Annotated in this window: 27 protein-coding genes and 1 tRNA gene; 16 read left to right on the forward strand and 12 right to left on the reverse strand. The window is 57.9% G+C overall.

From position 1 onward, the window contains the following. Window positions 1-8: 8 nt before the first annotated feature. Window positions 9-986: a nucleoside hydrolase gene (locus tag ABQX22_RS13995; RefSeq protein WP_349800453.1), complete on the forward strand. Its 978-nt coding sequence runs from the start codon at window positions 9-11 to the stop codon at window positions 984-986. A gap of 6 nt (window positions 987-992) precedes the next feature. Here the strand turns inward: ABQX22_RS13995 and ABQX22_RS14000 are convergent, their stop codons facing one another. Beyond that, complete coding sequence (locus ABQX22_RS14000; RefSeq protein ID WP_349800454.1) at window positions 993-1190, reverse strand: hypothetical protein; 198 nt, start codon at window positions 1188-1190, stop codon at window positions 993-995. A gap of 365 nt (window positions 1191-1555) precedes the next feature. Between ABQX22_RS14000 and ABQX22_RS14005 the strand changes: the two genes are divergently transcribed. Continuing rightward, window positions 1556-1882, forward strand: coding sequence for an I78 family peptidase inhibitor (locus ABQX22_RS14005; protein ID WP_349800455.1), 327 nt, complete (start codon window positions 1556-1558; stop codon window positions 1880-1882). A 62-nt stretch (window positions 1883-1944) separates the two neighbouring features. Here the strand turns inward: ABQX22_RS14005 and ABQX22_RS14010 are convergent, their stop codons facing one another. Both ABQX22_RS14010 and ABQX22_RS14015 read right to left on the reverse strand, forming a co-directional pair. Then, complete coding sequence (locus tag ABQX22_RS14010; RefSeq protein ID WP_349800456.1) at window positions 1945-2157, reverse strand: cold-shock protein; 213 nt, start codon at window positions 2155-2157, stop codon at window positions 1945-1947. A gap of 297 nt (window positions 2158-2454) precedes the next feature. Further along, window positions 2455-2769, reverse strand: a complete 315-nt coding sequence (locus tag ABQX22_RS14015; RefSeq protein ID WP_349800457.1) for a hypothetical protein — start codon at window positions 2767-2769, stop codon at window positions 2455-2457. Between the two features lie 381 nt (window positions 2770-3150). On the opposite strand from ABQX22_RS14015, the gene thrS reads away from it, so the two are divergent. The 9 genes from thrS (at window position 3151) to ABQX22_RS14060 (ending at window position 10610) form a co-directional block, all read left to right on the forward strand. Further along, window positions 3151-5073, forward strand: coding sequence for a threonine--tRNA ligase (thrS, locus tag ABQX22_RS14020; protein ID WP_349800458.1), 1923 nt, complete (start codon window positions 3151-3153; stop codon window positions 5071-5073). 17 nt (window positions 5074-5090) lie between these two features. After that, window positions 5091-5624 carry a translation initiation factor IF-3 gene (gene infC, locus ABQX22_RS14025; protein ID WP_020290100.1) on the forward strand — a complete coding sequence of 178 codons (534 nt, stop codon included), beginning with the start codon at window positions 5091-5093 and terminating at the stop codon, window positions 5622-5624. A 60-nt stretch (window positions 5625-5684) separates the two neighbouring features. After that, window positions 5685-5879: a 50S ribosomal protein L35 gene (gene rpmI, locus ABQX22_RS14030; protein WP_003442181.1), complete on the forward strand. Its 195-nt coding sequence runs from the start codon at window positions 5685-5687 to the stop codon at window positions 5877-5879. A 30-nt stretch (window positions 5880-5909) separates the two neighbouring features. Next, a complete protein-coding gene (gene rplT, locus ABQX22_RS14035) occupies window positions 5910-6266 on the forward strand; it encodes a 50S ribosomal protein L20 (protein WP_349800459.1) in 357 nt (118 codons plus the stop codon). A gap of 104 nt (window positions 6267-6370) precedes the next feature. Further along, the gene (gene pheS / locus ABQX22_RS14040; protein ID WP_349800460.1) at window positions 6371-7387 is read left to right on the forward strand and encodes a phenylalanine--tRNA ligase subunit alpha; all 1017 of its coding nucleotides are present in this window, start codon (window positions 6371-6373) and stop codon (window positions 7385-7387) included. A 36-nt stretch (window positions 7388-7423) separates the two neighbouring features. Continuing rightward, the gene (pheT, locus tag ABQX22_RS14045; protein WP_349800461.1) at window positions 7424-9802 is read left to right on the forward strand and encodes a phenylalanine--tRNA ligase subunit beta; all 2379 of its coding nucleotides are present in this window, start codon (window positions 7424-7426) and stop codon (window positions 9800-9802) included. 3 nt (window positions 9803-9805) lie between these two features. Further along, a complete protein-coding gene (gene ihfA / locus ABQX22_RS14050) occupies window positions 9806-10108 on the forward strand; it encodes an integration host factor subunit alpha (RefSeq protein WP_002553164.1) in 303 nt (100 codons plus the stop codon). Continuing rightward, entirely contained in the window at window positions 10089-10445 is a 357-nt protein-coding gene (locus ABQX22_RS14055; RefSeq protein WP_349800462.1) for a MerR family transcriptional regulator, read from the forward strand. The genes ihfA and ABQX22_RS14055 overlap by 20 nt, the downstream gene beginning before the upstream one ends. Before the next feature lie 88 nt (window positions 10446-10533). Beyond that, window positions 10534-10610 (forward strand) — tRNA-Pro (locus tag ABQX22_RS14060). A gap of 571 nt (window positions 10611-11181) precedes the next feature. Here the strand turns inward: ABQX22_RS14060 and ABQX22_RS14065 are convergent. The 9 genes from ABQX22_RS14065 to ABQX22_RS14105 all read right to left on the reverse strand — a co-directional run bounded on the left by ABQX22_RS14065 (window position 11182) and on the right by ABQX22_RS14105 (window position 20646). After that, window positions 11182-12282: a protein-glutamate methylesterase/protein-glutamine glutaminase gene (locus ABQX22_RS14065; protein WP_441005283.1), complete on the reverse strand. Its 1101-nt coding sequence runs from the start codon at window positions 12280-12282 to the stop codon at window positions 11182-11184. Next, the gene (locus ABQX22_RS14070; protein ID WP_349800464.1) at window positions 12279-13085 is read right to left on the reverse strand and encodes a CheR family methyltransferase; all 807 of its coding nucleotides are present in this window, start codon (window positions 13083-13085) and stop codon (window positions 12279-12281) included. Before ABQX22_RS14070 ends, ABQX22_RS14065 begins: the two co-directional genes overlap by 4 nt. Next, window positions 13082-13597, reverse strand: a complete 516-nt coding sequence (locus tag ABQX22_RS14075) for a chemotaxis protein CheW (RefSeq protein ID WP_349800465.1) — start codon at window positions 13595-13597, stop codon at window positions 13082-13084. The genes ABQX22_RS14070 and ABQX22_RS14075 overlap by 4 nt, the downstream gene beginning before the upstream one ends. An 11-nt stretch (window positions 13598-13608) precedes the next feature. Next, complete coding sequence (locus ABQX22_RS14080) at window positions 13609-15240, reverse strand: methyl-accepting chemotaxis protein (protein WP_349800466.1); 1632 nt, start codon at window positions 15238-15240, stop codon at window positions 13609-13611. A gap of 27 nt (window positions 15241-15267) precedes the next feature. Further along, window positions 15268-17400 carry a chemotaxis protein CheA gene (locus tag ABQX22_RS14085; protein WP_441005284.1) on the reverse strand — a complete coding sequence of 711 codons (2133 nt, stop codon included), beginning with the start codon at window positions 17398-17400 and terminating at the stop codon, window positions 15268-15270. Window positions 17401-17424: 24 nt separating this feature from the next. Continuing rightward, window positions 17425-17730 carry an STAS domain-containing protein gene (locus ABQX22_RS14090; RefSeq protein WP_349800467.1) on the reverse strand — a complete coding sequence of 102 codons (306 nt, stop codon included), beginning with the start codon at window positions 17728-17730 and terminating at the stop codon, window positions 17425-17427. Further along, complete coding sequence (locus tag ABQX22_RS14095) at window positions 17727-18095, reverse strand: response regulator (protein ID WP_349800468.1); 369 nt, start codon at window positions 18093-18095, stop codon at window positions 17727-17729. The genes ABQX22_RS14090 and ABQX22_RS14095 overlap by 4 nt, the downstream gene beginning before the upstream one ends. 16 nt (window positions 18096-18111) lie before the next feature. Next, complete coding sequence (locus tag ABQX22_RS14100; RefSeq protein WP_349800568.1) at window positions 18112-19290, reverse strand: methyl-accepting chemotaxis protein; 1179 nt, start codon at window positions 19288-19290, stop codon at window positions 18112-18114. Between the two features lie 450 nt (window positions 19291-19740). Further along, window positions 19741-20646 (reverse strand): LysR family transcriptional regulator, encoded by a 906-nt coding sequence (locus ABQX22_RS14105; RefSeq protein ID WP_349800469.1) that lies wholly within the window; start codon window positions 20644-20646, stop codon window positions 19741-19743. An 87-nt stretch (window positions 20647-20733) separates the two neighbouring features. Between ABQX22_RS14105 and ABQX22_RS14110 the strand changes: the two genes are divergently transcribed. The 5 genes from ABQX22_RS14110 (at window position 20734) to ABQX22_RS14130 (ending at window position 24304) form a co-directional block, all read left to right on the forward strand. Then, the gene (locus ABQX22_RS14110) at window positions 20734-21858 is read left to right on the forward strand and encodes an alanine racemase (protein WP_349800470.1); all 1125 of its coding nucleotides are present in this window, start codon (window positions 20734-20736) and stop codon (window positions 21856-21858) included. 68 nt (window positions 21859-21926) lie between these two features. Further along, window positions 21927-22694 (forward strand): dicarboxylate/amino acid:cation symporter, encoded by a 768-nt coding sequence (locus ABQX22_RS14115; protein ID WP_349800471.1) that lies wholly within the window; start codon window positions 21927-21929, stop codon window positions 22692-22694. Next, window positions 22685-23221 carry a dicarboxylate/amino acid:cation symporter gene (locus ABQX22_RS14120; protein WP_349800472.1) on the forward strand — a complete coding sequence of 179 codons (537 nt, stop codon included), beginning with the start codon at window positions 22685-22687 and terminating at the stop codon, window positions 23219-23221. Before ABQX22_RS14115 ends, ABQX22_RS14120 begins: the two co-directional genes overlap by 10 nt. Before the next feature lie 16 nt (window positions 23222-23237). Then, the gene (locus tag ABQX22_RS14125) at window positions 23238-23633 is read left to right on the forward strand and encodes a RidA family protein (protein WP_349800473.1); all 396 of its coding nucleotides are present in this window, start codon (window positions 23238-23240) and stop codon (window positions 23631-23633) included. Continuing rightward, entirely contained in the window at window positions 23633-24304 is a 672-nt protein-coding gene (locus tag ABQX22_RS14130) for an HAD family hydrolase (protein ID WP_349800474.1), read from the forward strand. The genes ABQX22_RS14125 and ABQX22_RS14130 overlap by 1 nt, the downstream gene beginning before the upstream one ends. Window positions 24305-24406: the final 102 nt, after the last annotated feature.

A 24406-nucleotide genomic window follows, 5' to 3' on the forward strand; every position in this document is an offset into this window, starting at 1 on the left:
TGTTGCTTTTGACCCTCATCGGTACCACTGCCGCCCAGGCAACTGAACGACGTAACCTGATCATCGACACGGATCCGGGAGCGGACGATGTGGTCGCCTTGCTGCTGGCGCTGGCGTCGCCTGATGAGTTGAACGTAATGGCGATCACCACCGTGGCGGGCAACGTGAGGGTGGACAAGACCTCGCGCAACGCCCGGCTTGCCCGCGAATGGGCAGGGCGCGAAGACGTGCCGGTCTATGCCGGGGCCGGCAAGCCGTTGGTGCGTACGCCGATCTACGCCGAGAACATCCACGGCAAGGAAGGGCTGCCGGGGGTAGAGGTGCATGAACCCAGGCAAGGCCTGGCCAAAGGCAGTGCGGTGCAATACCTGATCGACACGCTGAACAACGCCGCGCCACACAGCATCACCATTGCAATGCTGGGGCCGCAGACCAATCTGGCGCTGGCGCTGATTCAGGCGCCGGAAATCACCCAGGGGATCAAGGAAGTGGTGGTCATGGGCGGCGCCCACTTCAACGGCGGCAACATTACACCGGTGGCCGAGTTCAACCTCTTCGCGGACCCGGATGCGGCCAAGGTGGTGCTCGCCAGCGGTGTGACGCTGACCTATGTGCCACTGGACGTGACCCACAAGATACTCACCAGTGACGGGCGCCTGGCGCAGATCGCGGCGTTGAATAATCAGGCGGGGAAGTTGGTCAGTTCTATCCTCAACGAGTACGTCAAGGCGGACATGGTGCATTACGGTCTGCCCGGCGGCCCGGTGCATGACGCGAGCGTGATTGCCTGGTTGCTCAAGCCCCAATTGTTCAGCGGCAAGCCGGTCAATCTGGCGATCGACAACCGTGAGGGGGTTGGCCTGGGTCAGACCGTCGCGGACTGGTATGACACGCTGGGGCAAAGGAAAAATGTGTTGTGGCTGGAAAGCGGCGACGCGCAGGGATTTTTCGACCTGCTGACCGAGCGACTCGCCCGACTCAAATGAGCGTGCTTACGCCTCGGTCGAGACTTCGCTGGTGTAACGCAGGAACACCTGGTTCATGAACGTCTGGGCGCCGCGGGTGCCCAGTTCCTTGACCAGCAGATCGATCGCAATGATCGCCAGTTCCTCGGCGCTACCCGGGCTGTGGGCACAATGCCCCTGGGGCCACTTGGCCTTGATATCGGCATCGATCGATACGACTGACATGATCTCTCGTCTCTCCTGGGTTCTCTCGGAACAGCAAACCTGCGACTACCAGGCGCACCCTCAAGCGCTCGCGGCAGCGAGGCAGTAGAACACCTTTGCGCCTGAGTTCGCACTGATACTTAGCCATGAGTCCCGGCGCGGCGTTTTGCCGGATAACTGCCCTTGTTGTGCGGGTCTTTCGGTACGCCGAGTCGATTGTGAAAACCTTTTGTGACGATTTGAGCACGCGCGCCAGCGACCGGGTCGGGCAGACTGCGCCGCTGAGGTGAGGCTTTCACCCTTTTTCGGCCCGCCCTGGGTTGCAACAAAGCCGGATAAGCGCTGTCGCACAGGTTCTGGTTTACGTTAAAGAGCAAGGAGAGTGTATGTCCTGGAAGTTAGCCCCAATGGCGCTAGGCCTCGCGGTGGTGATGGTGTCGGGTTGCAGCAGCCCGTCAGCGTCGTCAGGTGACACGGGGCAGCAAGCGACCACGAGTGAAGGCATTCCTTCGCGCTGTGACGCAACCGCTGCACAATTTGCGATGGGCAAGATGGCATCGCCCGCGCTGCTCGAGCAGGCCCGCACCAAAGCCGGCGCCCAGACCGCTCGGACGCTGGGCCCCAATGACATGGTCACGCTGGAGTATCGCTCCGAACGGCTTAACCTCAACACCGACCAGGCGGGCAACGTGACCCGGGTCAACTGCGGCTGAGCACCGTTTTGCAGGCATAAAAAAACCCCGTCAGTGACGGGGTTTTTTTTAGAACGCTTGGATTACTCCGCGCGAACCTGAGCAGCTTGCATGCCCTTTTGGCCTTTCTCAGCCACGAACGAAACGGTCTGGCCTTCTTTCAGGCTTTTGAAACCGTCGCTTTCGATAGCTTTGAAGTGTACGAACAGGTCGTCACCGCCACTCTGCGGAGTGATAAAGCCGAAGCCTTTTTCATCGTTGAACCATTTTACGGTGCCGGTTTGGCGATTAGACATGGTGTATCTCCAAGAACATAATTTTTTCAGTAGTACTGTGCTGCTCAGGCCAACTGGGCACACCGGGATATCATAGTCGAATTGTGCGAATGCTGAGCTTTTTCAGTAACAACTTTGCGCCAGTACCGTACATATATACGCCGAAATGATTTCAAAGCGCCCGTTTGTTACGGCGAATTTCGGCGCTGCGCAGACCCTGAGGCTGCGCTCAATGCCTTGAACCACGCGGGCTCCACGTGAGAGCGCGGCGCCGGGTCCGGTGAACGGTCGGCCGAAATCCGCAGAAGTGTAAATTTTTTAATTTTTGCCCTGGAGGCAGTGCTCACCGACCGCTTTTTGCAGCCGTGCGGTCAGTTCAGTGCTCGGTTGAGTGCTCTTGTCATTGAGCGAGGCAATCTCCTTGTCAGTGAAACCCTTGTTGATCTGCTGCGCACCGCACTCGCAATGGGTCTGAACGGCCTTTGCGTCCATGCCCGGATTGGTCTGGCCGGCCGCTGCCGCGCATTCGTTCATGTAGGTGGATTTGGTCTTCGCATCCATCGCTGCATGAGCGTTGAGGGGAAGGGCCAGTGCCAGCGGCGTCAGCAGGGCGACAATACGTAGGAGCTTCATGATGGTTTCCTTCTTGTCGGTGGCTGTCTAATTGACAGCCTAGAACGGGGTCACGGATATTCTGACGGCATTGTCCGCTGCCAGTTCACCCATCCCGTGCTCTGGCGCGTGACGTTTTTACGCAAGCGGGCGCTCAAGCTGGCCCGACCGGCGGCCAGCTGTGCTAGGATGCGCGTCCTGCGGATTTGACCCGATGTCACGAGCAGTTGTTTTTACTCGCCGCAGTCCTTATGAATTCGTAAATTCCAGTCACTCTGGTTCGGTCACAGGTTGGCCTACGGGCTCCTGCCACTGTGAGGCAGGCACACCGCCGAATCGCGTACTGGCTCTATCCCACCCACGTGACCTTTGGTAGGGGTCACCACTAGGAGAGGAGGCGCCATGCCCACCATTACTCTTCCCGACGGCAGTCAACGTTCTTTCGATCACCCGGTGTCCGTAGCCGAGGTCGCGCTTTCCATCGGCGCAGGCCTGGCCAAAGCCACCGTGGCCGGCAAGGTCAACGGTCAGTTGGTCGATGCCAGCGACCTGATTGACGCCGACGCGACGCTGCAAATCATCACCCCCAAGGATCAGGAAGGTGTGGAGATCATTCGTCACTCCTGCGCTCACCTGATCGGTCATGCCGTCAAGCAGTTGTACCCCACTGCCCGGATGGTCATCGGCCCGGTCATTGATGACGGCTTCTATTACGATATCGCTTATGAGCGCCCCTTCACGCCGGACGACCTGGCGGCGATCGAGCAGCGCATGCATCAGTTGATCGAAAAAGATTACGACGTCATCAAGAAGGTCACGCCGCGCGCGGAAGTGATCGAGGTGTTCAGCGCCCGTCACGAAGACTACAAGCTGCGTCTGGTCGAAGACATGCCAGAGCAGCAGACCATGGGTCTGTACTACCACGAAGAATACGTCGACATGTGCCGCGGCCCGCACGTGCCGAACACGCGTTTTCTCAAATCCTTCAAGCTGACAAAGTTGTCGGGCGCCTACTGGCGCGGCGATGCCAAGAACGAGCAGCTGCAACGTATCTATGGCACCGCCTGGGCTGACAAAAAGCAGCTGGCGGCCTACATGCTGCGCATTGAAGAAGCCGAAAAGCGCGATCACCGCAAGATCGGCAAGCGCCTGGGCCTGTTCCACACCCAGGAAGAAGCGCCGGGCATGGTGTTCTGGCACCCGAATGGCTGGACCCTGTACCAAGTGCTCGAACAGTACATGCGCAAGGTGCAGCGCGAGAACGGCTATCTCGAGATCAAGACGCCTCAGGTGGTTGATCGCTCGCTGTGGGAGAAGTCGGGACACTGGGCCAACTACGCCGAGAACATGTTCACCACGCAGTCCGAAAGCCGCGACTACGCCATCAAGCCGATGAATTGCCCGTGCCACGTGCAGGTGTTCAATCAGGGCCTGAAAAGCTATCGCGAGCTGCCGATGCGCCTGGCTGAATTCGGTGCCTGCCACCGCAACGAGCCGTCCGGTGCATTGCACGGCATCATGCGTGTGCGCGCGTTCACTCAGGACGACGCTCATATCTTCTGCACCGAAGAGCAAATGCAGGCCGAGTCCGCCGCGTTCATCAAACTCACGCTTGCTGTCTACGAAGACTTTGGCTTCAAGGACATCGAACTCAAGCTCTCGACTCGCCCTGAAAAGCGCGTCGGTTCCGACGAGTTGTGGGATCGTGCCGAGTCCGCCTTGGCCGCAGCCCTTGATAGCGCTGGCTTGCCGTATGATTTGCAGCCGGGTGAGGGGGCCTTCTACGGTCCGAAAATCGAATTTTCCTTGAAGGATTGCTTGGGTCGTGTGTGGCAATGCGGTACATTGCAGCTCGATTTCAACCTGCCTGTCCGTCTGGGCGCCGAATTCGTCACCGAAGATAACGGCCGCAAGCATCCGGTGATGCTGCACCGTGCGATCCTCGGTTCATTCGAGCGTTTTATCGGCATTCTGATCGAGCACTACGAAGGTGCATTCCCGGCCTGGTTGGCTCCAACTCAAGCGGTGATCCTCAATATCACTGACAAACAGGCAGATTTTGCCCTTGAAGTGGAAAAAACTTTGGTTGAAAGCGGGTTTCGTGCCAAGTCTGACTTGAGAAATGAAAAGATCGGCTTTAAAATCCGCGAGCATACTTTGCTCAAGGTTCCCTACCTCCTTGTAATCGGAGATCGGGAGGTTGAAACGCAAACTGTCGCTGTGCGTACCCGTGAAGGCGCAGACCTTGGCTCGATGCCGGTCGCCCAATTCTCGGAGTTCCTCGCACAAGCGGTTTCCCGGCGTGGTCGCCAAGATTCGGAGTAATTATTATTAAGCGTGAAATGAGACAAGATAAACGAGCTGCACCGAAGGCCCCGATCAACGAGAATATCTCGGCACGCGAGGTTCGGCTTATTGGGGCTGAGGGAGAACAGCTTGGGATTGTGTCAATTGAAGACGCGCTTCTTAAGGCTGAAGAGGCCAAACTGGATCTGGTAGAAATTTCTGCCGATGCAGTACCCCCTGTTTGCAAACTGATGGATTACGGCAAGTCGATCTTCGAAAAGAAGAAGCAGGTTGCCGCAGCCAAGAAAAACCAGAAGCAGATTCAGGTTAAAGAAATCAAGTTTCGTCCAGGGACGGAGGAAGGGGATTACCAGGTAAAACTACGCAACCTGGTACGTTTCCTGAGTGACGGGGACAGGGCCAAGGTATCGTTGAGATTCCGCGGTCGTGAGATGGCCCACCAGGAGCTGGGTATGGAGCTGTTGAAGCGGGTTGAAGCTGACCTGCTCGAATACGGCGCCGTCGAACAGCATCCTAAGATGGAAGGACGCCAACTGATCATGGTCATCGCCCCGAAAAAGAAGAAATAACCACCAGGGCACGGCAGGCCTTGCGGTTATGTTTATCAACTGAATGCGGAGTATCCGAACATGCCAAAGATGAAGACTAAAAGTGGTGCAGCTAAGCGGTTTTTGAAAACTGCTAACGGCATCAAGCACAAACACGCTTTCAAGAGCCACATTCTGACCAAAATGTCGACTAAGCGTAAGCGTCAACTGCGCGGTAGCAGCTTGCTGCATCCGTCTGACGTAGCAAAAGTCAAGCGCATGCTGCGCCTTTGCTGATTTTTTGATCAAGAATAGAGGAAGTTACTCATGGCTCGTGTAAAGCGTGGCGTCATTGCCCGTAAGCGTCACAAAAAAATTCTGAAACTTGCTAAAGGCTACTACGGCGCGCGTTCACGCGTATTCCGTGTTGCCAAGCAAGCGGTAATCAAGGCTGGCCAATACGCCTACCGTGACCGTCGTCAGAAAAAACGTCAGTTCCGCGCTCTGTGGATCGCTCGTATCAACGCTGGTTCGCGTATCAACGGTCTGTCCTACAGCCGTTTCATCGCCGGCCTGAAAAAAGCGTCGATCGAGATCGACCGCAAGGTTCTGGCTGATCTGGCAGTGAACGAAAAAGCGGCGTTTGCTGCGATTGTCGAGAAAGCTAAAGCCACCTTGGCCTAAGTCCCCGGCAATCACCGGACCCCTCTCGGGGTTCGGTGTTAAACGTCATAAATAGGGGAAGAGCCTTTCAAGCTCTTCCCCTATTTTGTATCTGGAGTCTGTAAATGGAAAACCTGGACGCGCTGGTCTCTCAAGCACTTGAGGCTGTGCAGAGCGCTGAAGACATCAATGCCCTGGAGCAAATCCGGGTTCATTATCTGGGCAAGAAAGGCGAATTGACTCAGGTGATGAAGACCTTGGGAAATCTGCCGCCAGAAGAGCGTCCGCAAGTCGGCGCGCTGATCAACGTCGCCAAGGAGCGCGTCACAGAGGTTCTCAATGTACGCAAGGCGTCGTTCGAGCAGGCGGATCTCTCCGCAAAGCTCGCCGCCGAGTCCATTGACGTGACCCTGCCTGGCCGCGGTCAGACTTCCGGTGGCCTGCACCCCGTTACCCGGACTCTGGAACGTATCGAGCAATTCTTCACCCATATTGGCTACGGCATCGCCGAAGGGCCTGAGGTGGAAGACGATTACCACAACTTCGAGGCGCTCAACATCCCAGGCCATCACCCGGCCCGCGCGATGCATGACACCTTCTATTTCAATGCGAACATGCTGTTGCGCACCCACACCTCACCGGTGCAAGTGCGGACCATGGAATCGCAGAAGCCGCCGATCCGCATCGTCTGCCCAGGCCGTGTCTATCGCTGCGACTCCGATATCACCCATTCCCCGATGTTCCACCAGGTCGAAGGCCTGCTGGTCGACCGCGATATCAATTTCGCCGACCTGAAGGGCACCATCGAGGAATTCCTGCGCGTGTTCTTCGAGAAAGAACTGGCTGTGCGTTTCCGTCCTTCCTTCTTCCCGTTCACAGAGCCCTCCGCCGAAGTCGATATGGAGTGCGTGATGTGCAGCGGCAAAGGCTGCCGTGTCTGCAAGCAGACGGGCTGGCTGGAGGTCATGGGCTGCGGCATGGTTCACCCGGACGTATTGCGCATGTCCGGTATCGACCCGGAAGAGTTCCAGGGTTTTGCCTTCGGCATGGGCGCCGAGCGTCTGGCCATGCTGCGTTACGGCGTCAATGATTTGCGCCTGTTCTTCGACAACGACTTGCGGTTCCTCGCGCAATTTCGCTAGGTCGCACGCCCGTAACGAATCTTTCAGGAGAGCAGGATGAAATTCAGTGAAAAATGGCTGCGTGGCTGGGTAAGCCCGCAAGTATCCCGCGACGAGCTGGTGGCACGCCTGTCGATGGCTGGCCTTGAAGTGGACAGCGTCACGCTGGCTGCTGGTGAATTCACCGGCGTGGTCGTCGGTGAGGTGCTGAGCACCGAACAACACCCTGATGCTGACAAGCTGCGCGTGTGTCAGGTCAGCAATGGTTCGGAAACTTTTCAGGTGGTCTGCGGGGCGCCTAACGTACGCCCGGGCCTGAAAATCCCGTTCGCAATGATTGGCGCCGAGTTGCCGGGCGACTTCAAGATCAAGAAAGCCAAGCTGCGCGGTGTCGAGTCAAACGGCATGTTGTGCTCCCAGGCCGAATTGAAAGTGGGCGAGGGCAACGACGGCTTGATGGAGCTGCCCGCCGATGCCCCGGTCGGCCAGGACATCCGCGTTTACCTTGAGCTGGACGATGCCAGCATCGAAGTGGACCTGACGCCGAACCGCGGCGACTGCTTGTCGGTCGCTGGCCTGGCCCGTGAAGTGGGCGCTTTGTATAACGCCAGCGTGACCCGTCCGGCGATTACTGCCGTGCCGGCCGTACACGATGAAGTGCGTCCGGTTGAAGTGCTGGCGCCGGCTGCATGTCCGCGTTACCTGGGTCGTGTGATTCGTAACGTTGATCTGTCCCGGCCGACGCCGCTGTGGATGGTGGAGCGTCTGCGTCGTTCGGACGTGCGCAGCATCGATGCGGCCGTGGACATCACCAACTACGTCATGCTTGAGCTGGGCCAGCCCTTGCACGCGTTTGACCTCGCCGAGATCAACGGCGGAATCCGCGTCCGTATGGCCGAGGAGGGCGAGAAGCTGGTATTGCTGGATGGCCAGGAAGTCACCTTGCGCGCCGACACGCTGGTCATCGCAGACCATCAGCGTGCGTTGGCAATTGCTGGCGTCATGGGGGGCGAGCACAGCGGCGTGACCACCACGACGCGCGATATCTTTCTTGAAAGCGCATTCTTCGAGCCGATCTCCGTCGCAGGCAAGGCGCGTTCCTACGGTCTTCACACCGATGCTTCCCATCGGTATGAACGCGGTGTGGACTGGCAGCTGGCCCGTGAAGCCATGGAGCGAGCCACTGGCTTGCTGCTGGACATCACGGGCGGTGAAGCGGGCCCGGTGATCGAAACGGTCAGCGAGCAAGACCTGCCGTCGGTCGCGCCAGTCATTTTGCGGGCCGACCGTATCGAGCAAATGCTCGGCCTGAAAATCGATGACGCTGAAGTGGAGTGTTTGCTCACGGCGCTGGACCTGAAAATCTCTTCCGAGATTGCAGGGCAGTGGCGCGTCGAGGTGCCAAGCCACCGCTTCGATATCACGCTTGAAGTTGATTTGATCGAAGAGCTGGCCCGGCTGTATGGCTACAACCGTTTGCCGGTTCGTTATCCGCAGGCGCGTTTGGCGCCACAGGCCAAGGCCGAGTCCCAGGGTGACCTGCCGGCACTTCGCCGCCTGCTGGTGGCGCGCGGTTATCAGGAAGCGATTACCTACAGCTTCATCGATCCGAAGTGGTTTGAGCTGTTCAGCCCGGGCGTGGAGCCTCTGTTACTGGCGAACCCGATTTCCAACGACATGGCGGCGATGCGGGCTTCGCTGTGGCCGGGTCTGGTCAAGGCGCTGCAGCACAACCTCAATCGCCAGCAAGATCGGATTCGTTTGTTCGAAAGCGGTCTGCGGTTTGTAGGGCAGCTGGATGGCTTGAAGCAAGAGCCGATGCTGGCTGGCGTTATCTGCGGCAGTCGTCTGCCGGAAGGCTGGGCACAGGGTCGCGATGCGGTCGACTTCTTCGACGTCAAGGCTGACGTTGAAGCGGTGTTGGGATTCGCGGGCGCGCTGGATGACTTCACGTTCTCGCCAGGTCAGCACCCGGCCTTGCATCCAGGTCAGACGGCCCGGATCGAGCGCGACGGTCGTGAAGTCGGTTTCATCGGCGCACTGCACCCGGAGCTGTCCAGGACACTGGGGCTGGACCGCCCGGTCTTCGTGTTCGAGCTGGTGCTGGCCGATGTCGCCAAGGGTCGTTTGCCTGCATTCCGCGAATTGTCGCGCTTCCCGGAGGTGCGTCGTGACCTGGCGCTGTTGGCCGATCGCGACGTCGCTTCCAGTGCCGTGCTGGACGTTATCCGTGAAAATGCAGGGGAATGGCTCACAGACCTCAGGCTATTTGATGTTTATCAGGGTAAAGGCATTGATCCGCATAGAAAAAGCCTTGCGGTTGGCTTGACCTGGCAACATCCATCGCGCACTCTTACTGACGATGAGGTCAATGCTACGACGCAGCAAATTCTCGCCTCGCTCGAGGAAAGGTTAAACGCCACGTTAAGGAAGTAGCGTATGGGGGCTCTGACGAAAGCTGAGATGGCCGAACGTCTGTACGAAGAGCTAGGCCTGAATAAACGAGAAGCCAAGGAATTGGTTGAGCTGTTCTTTGAGGAAATCAGGCACGCTCTGGAAGATAACGAGCAAGTCAAATTGTCGGGATTCGGAAATTTTGATTTGCGAGATAAACGCCAGCGACCGGGCCGAAACCCCAAGACAGGGGAAGAAATCCCGATAACGGCTCGCCGTGTGGTCACCTTTCGCCCAGGGCAGAAACTGAAGGCCCGAGTTGAGGCTTATGCTGGAACCAAGTCATAACGACGAGCTACCGCCTATTCCGGGCAAACGCTACTTCACCATCGGTGAAGTGAGCGAGCTCTGCGCGGTCAAACCGCACGTTCTGCGCTATTGGGAGCAGGAATTCCCGCAGCTCAACCCGGTCAAGCGCCGTGGTAACCGTCGGTATTACCAGCGCGAAGACGTGCTGATGATCCGGCAGATCCGCGGCTTGCTTTACGAGCAAGGCTTCACCATCGGCGGCGCGCGACTGCGCATGTCCAGTGGCGAAGAGAAGGACGATACCCAGCAATACAAGCAGTTGTTCCGGCAGATGATCGTCGAGCTGGAAGATGTTCTGGTGGTATTGGGCAAGTAGTTTTCGCCCGGATACTTCCACAATTCAAAAGCTTAGGGTATATTCCTCGAAGTTTTCGCAGTTCGCGAAAGCTGATACACGCCTTAGTCGGGGCGTAGCGCAGCCCGGTAGCGCACTTGCATGGGGTGCAAGGGGTCGAGTGTTCGAATCACTCCGTCCCGACCATATGTTTCAATGACTTAGCTCAATCTGAAAAGATTGGGTTTTTTCATGTCTGAAACATACTCCCACATTTACTCCCACATTTACTCCCACGGATATCTTGGATCTCGGTGTATCTGTTCGACTCTCCGTTTCCTCGGGCAGTTTGTATCCGTGACCAAACCTTGTTTGATGTGTACGGCATTCTCTTCGTCATTTTCAGCGCACTGCGGACGTCATCGCCGATGTCCGCTGCACCATACTGTTCAGCGCTCAAGGTCTACTCCATTAAAACCGCCTCTAGAGCGAGTTGGTCCTGGTACAGGCGCTCAAGGACATCAGCTAGTGAATATTCTGTGGGCATTGTTTTGACTCCATTGAAAGACTCGAAAGCCTAGCAGCGCGGCAGGCATGCACGCGCGAGGTAAGTGCACGACACGAACTGGCTTTGATGGGCGGAGAGGATTCGAGCCATAGCTGACTGTAAAGAAATTCACATATCCCGCCTGAAGCGGGTGCTAGCAGCTCACCCCCTACAGATTCACTTGGAAGGTAGGCACATTGCGCAAGACAAGCATCCCGCCTATGGTGATTTTTACATTGGCTGAGCGGCGCTAGCTCGCCGCCTGCCGCTTTCGAGTACACGCAGGGCGATGTCATCCAGCGTCACCACTTGACCCACACCACCCAGCTTTATCGCCTCTCGAGGCATGCCGAACACTACACAGCTCGCTTCATCCTGGGCGAACGTTTCGGCCCCGGCGTCGAACATTTCCTTGAGCCCCCGTGCGCCATCGTCGCCCATGCCGGTCATGATGATTCCGGTGGCGTTGCGCCCGGCAAATCGAGCGACCGAGCGGAATAGCACGTCGACCGACGGCCGATGCCGGTTGACGTGGGGACCGTCGAGCACTTGGACCTGATAGAAGGCACCGCTGCGCTTGAGGACCATGTGCTTGCCACCCGGGGCGATCAACGCGAGGCCCGGCAGGACGCGGTCGTTATTGCGCGCCTCACGCACCTCGATGGCGCAAAGGGTATTGAGCCGATCTGCGAACGAGGCGGTAAATTTTTCGGGCATGTGCTGCACGATCACTAGACCCGGACAAACCCTGGGCAGCCGCACCAGCACTCGCTCCAGCGCCTGAGTGCCACCGGTAGACGTGCCAATCGCCACGACGCGCTCGGTGGTCTGGGCCATCGCCTGACCGGTGGCCGGTAAAATCACATCCGCGCTGCACCGCTGTGGTGGCACCGCTGTCGGCGGTCGTGGTCGCACCTGCAGCGCACGCAGATTGGCTTTCGCTGCGCCGCGCACCGCATTTACCAGTTCTGCGGACGACTGCTGCAAGAAGTCTTTCAGTCCGGCGCGCGGTTTGGTGATGACATCAGCTGCGCCGGCAGCCATGGCCTGCAGCGCAGTTTCCGTGCCTTTTTCGGTCAGCGAAGAGCAGATCACCACGGCAGTCGGCCGCTCGCTCATCAACTTGCGCAAAAAGGTCATACCGTCCATACGCGGCATTTCGATGTCGAGCACGATCACGTCGGGCCAGTTTTTGGCCATCTTATCGAGGGCGAACAGCGGATCACTGGCTGCGCCAAGCACTTGCATGTCGGGCTCCGCCTCAAGAATCCCCTGCATGACCTGCCGTACCACGGCCGAGTCGTCGACGACCATCACCTTTATGCGATTCATGGCTTGCGGTAGATAGAAGGGGAGATGACTTCGAGCTTGTCGCATACCCCGTTCAGGCTTTCCGAATGACTGACCAGAAAGTAGCCGCCTTTGCGAAGCATGGGCAGCAAACGCTGTACGACTTTGCGCTTGGTGTCCATGTCAAAATAAATCATGACGTTGCGCAGCATGATCACGTCGAAGTCACCCAGTCGCGGCAGCGTTTCATTGAGATTGATCCGGCTGAATTGCACCCGCTCACGCAGGCGCCGCTCCACCAGCAGGGTACCGGCTTGCCGTCCGATGCCTTTGAGGCAGTGGCGGCTGAGCAGGTCGTGAGGAAGATTGCGGGCTCGCTCCATGGGGTAGTGGCCAGCGTGTGCCTTGGCCAGCACCTGGTTGCTGATGTCCGAGGCCAGCACTTCCCACGGCGCGTTACCCAGCGCATCCGCCAGGGTCATGGCCAGGCTGTAGGGTTCTTCTCCGCTCGAACACGCCGCGCTCCAGATCCGGAACGGCCGAGTGCCCGACGCATGGGGGAGCACATGTTCACGGAGAAAGTCGAAGTGCTTGGGCTCGCGGAAGAAATACGTTTCGTTTGTCGTCAGCATGTCCAGCGCCATGAGCGACTCGGCGGCGCCTTCCTGGCTGCTGATCAGATTGAAATAGTCGCCATAGCTGTCCAGTGAGTGATGGCGCAAGCGCTTGGACAAACGTCCGGCGACCAGGGCTTTCTTTGCAGGGCTCATGTGAATGCCGGCGGTTGCGTGCAGCCAGGCCTGAAACTGCTGAAATTCCCGATCCTTCAACGCGAGGCCGTTCACGCCGCGCTGTCCGCGCTGATGCTCGCCAGAGCAGCCATGTCCTCGACGCACAGGACTCGCTCCACATCGAGCGCAATCACAAACCGTCCGTCGATACGCGCCATACCGCTGATGAAGTCGGTGCGGATCCGCGAACCAAAGCTGGGCGGCGGCTCGATGGCGTCATCCGGGATGTCCAGCACCGCCGAGACGGCGTCCACTAATAGGCCAAACACCTGCGGCTCACCGTCGCTGCCGTGCACTTCGATGATCACCGTACAGCTGCGACGACTGACCTGCGAGCGTGGCTGGCCGAATCGCGCCGCCAGATCCACCACAGGCACCACCGCCCCTCGTAGATTGATCACACCGCGTACGTAATCCGGCATCAACGGTACGACCGTGACTTGGCCGTACTCGATGATTTCCTTGATGCCCGGGATGGCCAACGCAAATAACTCATTGCCCAGCGTGAAGGTCAGATACTGACTGTCCTGCGCGCTGTTTGCCGCCGTCTTTTCTGAAGTCGCCATGCGCTACGTCCTCAGAAGTGAGTGAATTCGGCTTCGTTCAGCTCCAGCGCGGGCTGGGCAGAGCGAGGCTTGAGTCGTGGGGACGCCGCGTACTGACTCTTGGCGCGGTTCAGTAACGCCTGCGCAGTGGCGACTTCTTGCGCTTCAACCTTGAAAAACCCCATGGCGTGCTGCAGTTGCTCGGCCTGGCTGCTCATTTCTTCGGCAGTGGCGGCCAGCTCTTCGCTGCTTGATGCGTTCTGCTGGGTGACCTGATTGAGCTGCACCATCGCAATGTTGATCTGGGCAACGCCTGCCGCCTGTTCTTCCGAAGCCGCGCTGATCTCCTGAACCAGGTCGGAGGTTTTGCTGATCGATGGCAGCATCTCTCCAAGCAGGGCGCCAGCGCGTTCAGCCAGATCGACACTGCTGGTGGAAAGCTCGCCGATCTCCTGCGCGGCTACCTGGCTGCGCTCGGCCAACTTGCGCACTTCGGCCGCGACCACCGCGAAGCCCTTACCGTGTTCGCCAGCCCTGGCCGCCTCGATGGCTGCGTTGAGCGCCAGCAAATTCGTCTGATAGGCGATGTCGTCGATGATGCCAATGCGCTGGGCAATTTTCTTCATGGCCGCCACAGTCTGTTCGACCGATTTGCCGCCTTCGGTCGCTTCACGGGCCGCCTTGCTGGCCATGCCGTCGGTCACTTTGGCGTTATCGGTGTTCTGATTGATGCTGGCGCTCATCTGCTCGACCGAGGCGCTGGTCTCTTCGACGCTGGCCGCCTGTTCACTGGTCGCCTGGCTCATGGACTGGGCCGTCGCGCTCACCTCCTCGGAAGCGCTGGCAAGACCATCGGCCGCGTGGCGTACCTCGCCAATGATGCGCGACAACTTGCTCACCATGTTTTGCATGGCGCCAATGAGCTGGCCGGTTTCGTCCCGGCTGGTAGGCTGCAGCGAGGCGGTCAAATCACCCTCCGCCAGACGGCGCGCCAGTTCAGCAGCCTGTTTGATCGGCCGGGAAATAATGCGTGACACGTACCAGGCCATGAACAGCCCCAGCAGCAGGGCGAGTGCCAGAACGCCAATAATCGCGAGGCGTGCACTGGCATAAATACTGTCTCCTCTTTCACTGGCCGCGTTGGCGCCGTCATCGTTGAGCTGTACCAGACGACCCAGAGAATCGGACACTCGATCGAAAACCGCTTTCGACTCACCGTTGACCAAGGCCCTGGCTTCCTGGACCTGACCCTGTCGCGAATACCCGAGCAAGGTGTTGCTTACATTGAAATAGGTGTTCATGTCGGTGGTGACTGAATCAAACAGCTGCTGCTCTGCGGGGCTGCTCACGAGCGACGCATAATCAGCCAGACGCTTGAGGGCGTCCGTACGCGATTGCATCGCCTGCGCTTCAATCGCTGGTTTGTCCGCGTCCTCAGACAGGATATGCCGTGCTTCACGGGTCCGGTATTGAGTCAGGTTAAAGCGCATGCCAGCGGCAGAGCGTATGGAAGGAATCCAGTTTTCCTTCATTTCAGTAGAGGTGGCATTGACCTGCGCCAGCTCGTAGATGGCAAAGACACCCATGACGACGCTCAGCGACAGCACCGCAACGAACGAGGTGAGCAACTTGGTGGCGATTTTAAGATTGGCGAACCATTGCATGATGACTTCCTTGGGGCGTGCCCCGGCCTAAATGGCGTTGCGAAAAACCGATGATGTGGGCCCGACGGAGCGTGGTCGTTGCCCACTGTGCTGCTCCATCAAGGCCTTGAGTAATGCAGGGATGTCCAGGATCAACGCCACGCTGCCGTTGCCCAGAATGCTTGATCCACTGATGCCCCGCAGGCCGCCGAACAGCGCGCCCATGGGCTTGATAACGGTCTGGTGTTCACCCATCAGGCGGTCCACCACCAGTCCGGCTTTTTGCCCTTGGGCCTTGACCACGACCACGTTTTCCCGCCGCGACAGACTGCCCTCCAACGCCAGGTGTTCGCGCAGGAAAATCAACGGCAGGACCTCTCCGCGAAGGTCGATATGACCGCGCTCGCGCAGTGTGTTTCGTTCCCCGGCAGGCAGCTCGATGCATTCATGAACGACATCGAGCGGCACGACGAAACCGCCACCGGCGACTTCGACCAGCAGGCCATTAATCATCGCCAGCGTCAGGGGCAGGCGGATGCGCACCGTCGTGCCCTGGCCCGGTTCGCTGTACAAATCGATGCTGCCACGCAGGCTGGTAATGTTGCGCTTGACCACGTCCATCCCGACGCCGCGCCCGGACAGGTTGGTCACCGCTTCGGCGGTGGAGAATCCCGGTTCGAAGATCAGGTTCAGCAGTTCGCGTTCGCTCGGATCGACGGCGCCGATCAGGCCTTTGTCGCGGGCTTTGGCCAAAATCCGTTCACGATTGAGGCCGGCGCCGTCGTCGATCAATTCGATGACGATGCTGCCGGAGTCGTGAAAAGCGTTCAGCCGCAGCTGCCCGCGCGCCGGCTTTCCTGCCGCAAGGCGGACCTGCGGCATTTCGATGCCGTGATCCATGGCGTTGCGCACCAAGTGCATGAGCGGATCGCCGATCCGTTCTACCAGCGCCTTGTCCAGCTCGGTGTCCGCACCGCTGATCAGCAGTTCGATTTCCTTGCCCAGGTCTTCGCTGACGTCGCGCACTACCCGCTGAAAACGGTTGAACGTGTCGCCAATCGGCACCATGCGCATCGCCAGCGCGCCATCAAGCAGCTGCTCGATCAGCTCGGCAACGATGGACGTTGCTTCCATCAGGGGTTCGTTACCGGTTTCCCGGGCCATCAATTGAGCGCCTGCACCTGCGGTGATCAGTTCACCGGCCAGGTCAATCAGCCGCTCCAACTGATCGGCGCGAACCCGAATGTAGGGCTGGCTGCGAGGGTCGGAGGCGGGCTTCTCTGCGGTGGTGGCGATCGTCACTGGGCATTCGCCGGGGGCAGGCAGCTGCGTGACCGCACAGTCCTCGCTGCCCAGCGTGCCGCAACGGATCAGCGCATCGGAAAGCCAGCGGCCTTCGTCTCCTGCGTCTTGTATCCACTGCAGGTAGGCGGTGATTGGGGTTTGGGGCGCAAAAATGAACAGCTGGCACTCATCGCGTACGAATTCGAATGCATCGGCAATGTCGATTTCGCCGCGGTCCGAAAGCAGGCTGATCTCAAATCCCAGATAGCAGCTCTCGGCGTCGAAGTCGGCTGCCGAAGGGATGCCTTCGTTGTAAATGGCTACGCCTTTTATCTCCCCCAGCGAGTCGAGGTAGCGCAGGAAGGACAGCGGATCCATGCCGTTGCGCAGCATGTCGATACCGAAGCGCACCGATATGTGCCAAGTCGCTTGGGTACTGCTGTCTGCTGTGCAGGGAGGTGCTGGTTCCCCGGTCGATTCGTGGCTCGGTTCGTGGTTCGGTTCGCGAAACCCGTGCAGCTTTTCCCGCAGGCTTGCTTCACGCTTGAGGCTGTCGGCGCTTAATGGGGCACTGCGTACGGCGACCACCTCGATCAGTTCCAGCAGATGATCGTTGCAGCCCAGCAGCAATGCCGTCAGGTCACGGGTGACGTGGATGTGACCGTCACGCAGTCGATCCAGCACATCCTCGACGACATGGGCGAAGCTGACGATCGGCTCAAGGCCGAACAGCCCTGCCGACCCCTTGATGGTATGGGCTGCACGAAAAATGCCGGCCAGTTGATCGGCGTCGTCCGGCGCGTGTTCCAGCTGCAGCAGGGATTGCTCCATGTCCTGCAGCAGCTCTCGCGCTTCAGCGATGAAAGTCTGCAAAGCCTGATCAAGATTGATATTCACGGCACTGTCCATCGTAAGGGCACATCAGGCCCGGTGTTGTCCTTGGAATTGCGAGGCGAGTCGGCAAAGCGTCAGCGCCTGCTCGACCGCCGGGCTCAGCGCGATCAGCGTCAGTGCCACACCGGCTGCGGATAACTCGCGCTGAACCAGCAACAGCAACTGCAAGCCGGCGCCATCCATCTCGGGCACCTGAGCAAGGTCCAGCTCCCAGCTTTGCGGATCCGCCAGCCATGGCCGCCACGCCGCCGCGAGTTCCGCCGCCGTATAGACGGTCATTTCTCCGTGCACGGCCATCAGCGTTATGCCGTTCTGGCGGGTGGCGACTATCACGGAAGAATCAGCTTGGCGACGGCTGCCATCATTTGTGCGGGCTGGAAAGGCTTGATCACCCATGCCCGGGCGCCGGCCGCCTGGCCTTCCTGCTTGCGGCTCTCCTGGGATTCGGTGGTCAGCATGATGATGGGCGTGAATTTGTATGCCGCCAGCTTCTTCACCTCCTTGACGAAGGTGATGCCATCCATGTTTGGCATGTTCACGTCGCTGATCATCAGGTGCACTTTCTGCCCGGTGAGTTTGCGCAGCGCATCCTTGCCGTCGCAGGCTTCGATGACGTCGTAACCTGCGCTTTTCAGCGTGATGCCCACCACTTGACGAATGCTTGCGGAATCGTCGACTACCAGTACTGTCTTGGCCATGCGGCCTCCTGTGGTGCTAGAAAAAAGTAATCGTTTCTTCAGCGGTCTGGGTGGACTTGCCAACGTGATTCTGGCGCTGCTCGCGCATTGCGTAGCCGCGTTCCATTTGCGCCATAAAGGCGTTGGCGTCCATGATCAAGGGGTGGCCGCTGCGCTCGGCCTGCTGGAGCTCGTCGTACAGGGCATTCATGCGTTCGCGCACCTGATTGAGAATCTGGCTGACACGATCCTGAAACTGCAGGGTGACCAGCACATCGCTGATTTCCTGACCGATGCCCGCGCTTTCGTTTAGCAGGCCCTCGGCGGATTGGCGCAGCTGATCTGTGATCGAGCCGAAGCGCGCGAGCACCCCTTCGATGGTGCTCTGGGAGGCGCTGACGCTGTCGTTGCTGCGCTCGCTGCTTTCGCCTGCGACCTCTACCAGCCGCGTGATGGCGGCATTGATGATGTCGACTTTTGCCGACATTTTCTGGCCGGTCTCGCTGGATTGGCTGGAGAGGGTACGTACGGCGTCGGCAACCACCGCAAAACCTCGTCCTGCTTCTCCGGCGCGCGCCGCTTCGATGGCCGCGTTTAGCGCCAGCAGGTTGGTTTGTGCAGCGATGGCGGCTACGTCGGCGGCCATCGACCTGAGTTCGCCGGTGTAAGAGGTCAAATTGCGTACTTCGCCGAGCATCTCGTCGCGGCTCTGCTGAGCGAGCCGTAATGACTCAACCACCTGATACAGCTCACCTGCGCTGGTGGTCAGGCTGCTGGCGCCTGCAGCGCCGCCGTCTGCGGCGATCTGAGAAGCGCGCACGGTTTCATCCAGGCGCCGGGAGATGTCGACGAATCGAGAAGTAAGGTCGGAAATCGCTTGCTCGGTCTGTTCACGGGAGGTGTCGATTTGCCTGACCCAGATCGGCAGTGCCTGCTGACAAAGCACTTCAAGTGCAGGCGTTGGAGCCTGCTCCGATTGTCGCGCATGGATGTCGTCCAAGGCCGCTTGGCGGAGCCCTGACTCGTTTTTGATGCGCTGTGCGAGCCACGCGGCGCATAGCCCCGAGAACAACCCTGGTGCCAATGTACACCCGACTATCAGCGGCCATGATAGTGCGCCGCCACCCAGGACGGTCAGCGCTCCACACGCTGCAACACCTGCTAAGGCACCGGGGGCGAGAAGGGCGAAAAGACCGACATTCCTTGACGTGGGCATATGCACTCCATACTGAGCAGTCGCAAACCAAGTGTGCGAAGTAACTTGGTTATCACCAGTGCGTCATAAAACTTGACCCCTCAAAAACCACCATTCGTCGGCCTGACATTTAAATATATACAAGTGTTGTACAGCGAGGGAATCCAGTGAGGTATTGGCCTTTTTGCTTGTCCTGGCGCCAAATCCTATGAGCCAGACAGGGCGGGTGCTCAAGGCGAATTATTAGATCCAGGCTATGTAGTCGGCATGCCTTAAACGTGTACAACTCTGTGCAACACTCGGACGCTTTCACTGTGTAAAGATTTGAAAGCCTCGCAGCCGGCGCTCGCGCTTAATCTCTTCTTCCAACTCTCCATTCAATTTCTTTGTCATGGGCACCTTGTGATCTTTCCATCGCGGAGCCGTGGGCAAGTGATCCGGGTCAGGCATCAAGCCTTCAAGCTCGGGGCTTCATGTCCTCCAAGGCGCTAACGGCCTGAAAAAGTCCTGTAAAAAACGCATGAAGTCGCGCGTGCGTTCAGGCAAACCCTCCCGTTGATGTGTCAACGCCACAACGTCTGCGTCCGGTAGTTTCCAGGCCGGTAGCAGTCTTACAAGGGTTCCGTCGGCCAAAGCGTCGGCAACATCCCATTCAGACCGCAGGATGATGCCTTGGCCATCACATCCCCATTGCCGGATGACGCCACCATCGTTACTGCTTAAGGTCGGACGAATGCGCACGCTTTGAGTATTCCGTCCTCGGGTGAACTGCCACAAGGTCACATCCTCGTTATTCTCGCGTAATGCAATGCACGGCAGTTCAGCGAGTTGTTCGGGTGTCTCGATTGGCCCCTGTCGCTTGAGAAACGCCGGCGAGGCGCAGACGAACCGGCGATTCGGCGCAAGCGTTCGGCCCACTAGATTCGACACCCCAAGCTGACCGATATGAATCACCACATCGAAGCGGTCGGTTGCCTCGACCATGGGCTGGTCGGAAAGGGTCAGCGCGATGTCCACCTCTGGGTGCAGGTTCTTGAAAGCGGCCACCGCAGGTGCAACGTACTGCCTGCCAAAACCAAAGGGTGCGTTGATTTTCAGCTTGCCAACGAAACCCTTGCGCCTTTCATGCAAATCTTCCAATAAGGCGTCGAACTGCTCGAGGAGTTCGGCACCGCGCGCGCACAACAGCTCTCCTTCATCAGTGAAACGCAACTGCCTGGCAGAACGGTCCACCAGACGGATATCAAGTTTTTTCTCCATTTGCTGAAGACGTTGAGTGACCGCTGACGGCGTCAGCCCAAGCTTGCGTGAAGCCTCCAGCAGGCTTTTGCTTTCACGAATCACGAGCAGGAAGCGAATTTCAAAGGCATCAGTCATTAAGAATTACTGAATCATAGAGTGAGTGAGTCTAAAGTTCACGGCGGTTTTGAGGGCTTAGAATAGCGCCATTACCGGAGAGAACACATGGCAGAATTACTGGAAACCCCCGCGCTGTTACTGGACGTAGATCGGTTGGATGCCAACATCCTGCGAATGCGTGAAAAGCTGGCGCCATTCAATGTGAAACTGCGGCCTCACGTTAAAACCAACAAATCCCTTGAAGTGACTGAGCGCCTTTTTGAGGGGGGGCGAGGGCCGATCACAGTGTCGACCCTGCGTGAGGCGGACTTCTTTTTTGCCGCTGGATTTACCGACATTCTTTATGGCGTCGGCATCGCCCCGAATAAATTTGGCCATGCCGAACGGCTGCTCGAACAGGGCGCTGCCTTGAAGTTGGTGTTGGATAATCTTGAGAGCGCTCGCCTGTTGGCGGATTTCGCCAAGAGCAGCGCGCAACGATTTGAGGTTCTGCTGGAAGTCGACTGTGACGGCCATCGTTCAGGTATTGCGCCGCAGTCGCACCTGTTGGTGGAGATCGCTGGCGTCTTGCGCGGCAATGGCGTGAAGGTCAGCGGGGTCATGACTCACGCCGGCAACTCTTACGACAGCCACTCCATCAGTGAGATCCAGGCTTATGCCCGTCAGGAGCGCGCGGCAGTCGTTGATGCTGCGCAACTGCTCAGCAACGCTGGATTCGAACTGTCGATCATCAGTGTAGGTTCCACACCCACAGCGCTGTTCACTGAGGATCTTTCAGGCGTCACCGAGATTCGGGCTGGTGTCTTTGCCTTCTTCGATCTGGTAATGGCGGGCCTGGATGTGTGCCGGGTGCAAGACATCGCGGTGTCGGTGCTCACCACTGTCATCGGCCATCAGCCTGAAAAAGGCTGGACCATCGTCGATGCTGGGTGGATGGCGCTTTCCCGCGACCGAGGTACCGCCAAGCAGCGTGTGGATCAGGGATACGGCATTGTTTGCGACATCCACGGCGAGCCCGTTGGCGACCTGATCGTCACGGCGGCCAATCAAGAGCACGGCATCATCTCATCACGCTCCGGCGATATCGAAGCGGCTAAAGAGCTTTCCGTAGGGACGCAGCTGCGGATTCTACCCAACCATGCCTGTGCCACTTCTGCGCAGCATAACGGTTATCACGTCCTGACCCAGGGACGCCGCCTGGGTTACTGGCCACGCATCGCGGGCTGGTAAATATCGTTTTCGTGTTTGTTGCTTTAACTGCCGCCTATTAATCACATAAGAGTAAAGGCGTACCGCTAATGATGAAGAACCTTTCCGTTTGGATCTTGATTGGAATGATCCTGGGGGCCGCTGTCGGCGCCTGCTTGCATCCGGTATTAAGCGAGTCCAATGCACAGATGGTGGTATCACAGTACCTGTCCATATTTACCGAGATATTTTTGCGCGCGATCAAGATGATTATTGCGCCGCTGATCTTTTGCGGTCTGGTGTCAGGTATTGCCAACATGCAAGACACTAAAGCAATTGGCCGAATGGGGCTGCGCTCATTGGCGTGGTTTTTTACCGCCTCCGTGATCTCGCTGCTCATTGGTATTATGGCCTGCAACTTTCTCGACTTGGGCGGCGAGATGGCGGCCCATTTGCCTGGTACCGGCGAAACCTTGGGGATCAATGTTGCGCCCTTCAATCTCAAGGCGTTCATAACCAATATCGTTCCCCAAAGCGTGATCAGCGCCATGGCCAGCAACGACATCTTGCAGATAGTAGTGTTTGCAATGTTGTTTGGCATCGCCACAGCGGCGGTTGGCGGGCCATTAAAGACCCGGGTCCTGGAACTGACGGATGCGATCTTCGACATCATGCTGAAGCTTACGGGCTACATCATGTGGCTCGCACCTCTAGGCGTAGGCGCCGCGTTATGTTCGATTATCACTGTCCGAGGTTTGGGCGTTCTGGTGACCTACGGGAAATTGTTGGGTGGATATTACCTGGCTTTGATTCTACTAGGCCTACTGTTGATCGGCGCCGGCCGCATCATTTTGGGACCCGTATCTACGTGTTACTGAGGCTTATCCGCGACCCGTTGCTGATTGGTTTTTCAACGTCGAGCAGTGAGGCTACTTTTCCTAAAACCATCGAGCAATTGCAACGCTTTGGTGTCCCGCGTCGAGTGTCTGGGTTCGTACTGCCGCTGGGTTACTCCTTCAATTTGGACGGAGCAATGCTCTATCAGGCATTTGCAGTCATTTTCATCGCCCAAGCGTTTCATATCGAGATGACGTTTGCCCAGCAGGTCGGTGTTCTGCTGGTGATGTTATTGACCAGTAAAGGCATGGCAGGTGTCCCTCGCGCCTCCCTCGTGGTTGTCGCTGCATCCTTGCCGTCGCTAGGATTGCCGGCATCGGGCCTTTTGTTACTGCTGGCGATCGACCCATTTTTCGACATGGGTCGCACGGTCATCAATGTGTTGGGCAACTGTATTGCAACAGCGTCGGTATCAAAATGGGAAGGGCAGAGTGACGTCCTTGTCATACCTCCTGCGCAGCCCATGGAATCGCTCAACGGCGGACGCGCCGAATCCTCGTACAGCTAATGACTGGAGAAGCTTGGTGGAACTCATCACCTCACAAAAGTTGGCCGCGCCGGGTGGGCATTACTCGCAAGGTGTAGTTACCGGTGGCTTGTTGTTCGTTTCTGGGCAACTGCCGTTTAACCCAGCCACAGGTACGTTCGCCGAGGGTGTCGACGCTCAATTTTTGCAGGCTATGGCAAATGTCGAAGCGGTGCTCTTGGCTGCCCATGCAAGCTTGGCGAATCTGGTGAATGTACAAATCTTCATCACGGATGTAGAGCAGTGGCCGATTGTAAATGCCCACTACGCGAAAATGATGGGTGCGCATCGACCTGCACGGGCAATTATCCCATGCGGTCAACTCCACTATGGCGCATTGGTGGAAATCACCGCTGTTGCTGAACTTCCTCACCTTAAACAGGAAACGCTGTAATGACTTCAAATATGTCTTCAAACTCAACTAATGGGCAACATTCCGCTTCAGTTGAACTCGTATTATTTGATCTGCTAACCGCATTGCTCGATTCCTGGACGCTGTGGAACTCAGTTGCCGGATCAGAGCAAATGGGGCGGACTTGGCGAATGGCCTACCTGAAGGCTACCTACGGGTGCGGAAGCTACCGTCCCTATGAGACTTTGGTGGAAGAAGCTGCCATTGAAGTGGGGCTAGGCAGACAAGCGGCTGCTCAGCTTGAGGAGCGCTGGAGCGAGCTACAGCCATGGCCTGAAGCTAAAGCTGTATTGGCTTCACTCAAGCCTAACTACAAACTTGGGGTCGTGACCAACTGCTCGGAGAAGTTAGGCTTAATTGCTGCGGACCTGCTGGGCGTCCCTTTTGACGTCGTCATTACTTCAGAGAAGGCTGGGTTTTACAAACCAGATCCTGCACCTTATCGGTTAGCATTGGAGTCCTTGGAGATCGCTCCGGAAAATGCAGTGTTCGTCGCGGGTTCCGCTTACGACCTGTTCGGCACCCAGAAGGTCGGGATGGCGACGGTCTGGCATAACCGTGTCGGCTTATCGGCCCCCGCCGGTGCCCCTGCGCCGCTGTTGACAAGGCCCACACTGGATACGTTAGAAAATGATTTGTTGAATATCGTGTAATTGACATTTTGGCACTGGGGGAAGCAGTAGTTGCTGAGGTGCAACAGAAGAACTCTAGGCTAGCGCCTCCTGCTACGTCGCGCGGCACATGATAATTCCACC

Origin of the sequence: Xanthomonas sp. WHRI 1810A, assembly GCF_040202885.1 — a bacterium.
Taxonomy (GTDB): Bacteria; Pseudomonadota; Gammaproteobacteria; order Pseudomonadales; family Pseudomonadaceae; genus Aquipseudomonas.